Source organism: Streptomyces albidochromogenes, from assembly GCF_005981925.1.
GTDB lineage: Bacteria > Actinomycetota > Actinomycetes > Streptomycetales > Streptomycetaceae > Streptomyces > Streptomyces albidochromogenes.
Map to the genome: position 1 here is coordinate 1 of NZ_VBVX01000717.1, position 638 is coordinate 638.

The 638-nt window shown below is 37.9% G+C and carries 1 protein-coding gene; it reads right to left on the reverse strand.

Translation table 11 applies throughout. The annotated features are described in order from the left end of the window. Positions 1-304, reverse strand: a 304-nt coding sequence (locus E2E34_RS37755) for a transposase family protein (protein ID WP_244316412.1), incomplete at its 3' end; no start/stop codon positions are given. Positions 305-638 lie beyond the last annotated feature (334 nt).

Genomic DNA, 638 nt, shown 5'->3' on the forward strand with positions numbered 1-638 from the left:
AAGTATGTTCGTTCAACACATACGTTCTCAATAATCTGTTTACTATCGCATTGACTCTTTCTGTCTGTCCGTCCGTTTCGGGGTGGTTTGTGGTAGAGAATTTAAGTTCTGTACCAAAACTAGCTTGTATAGTCTTCCAAAAAGGTGACAAGAATGTTAAGTCTTTATCTGAGACAATTTCTTGCGGTAATCCATGAAGACGTATTATATTATCAATAAATAATTTTGCAGCTATTTCTCCTGTTACTGTCTTTGTTGTCGGTATAAAATGTGCGACTTTCGTAAATCTATCTACTACTACCATTATAGCATCACATCCTTGATCTGTGGTAGGTAGTCCTGTAACGAAATCCATACTAACTGATGACCATCTGTCCTCCGGTACTGGTAATGGTTGCAAGAGATCTTGCGTTCTTTTCGTTAAACTCTTAGTTTGTTGGCATGTTATACACGATTTCACAAATCTGTTAACATCTCTAAACATTTTCGGCCAATAAAATCCATCTGCTAGGGCATAGTATGTCTTATATGCTCCAAAATGACCTTCTGACGGTGGGTTGTGAAATGTCAGAATAAGTGTGGTTCTGATTTCACCTTTAGGTACGCATACTCTGTCTTGTGTCTGATCCATTCCTACA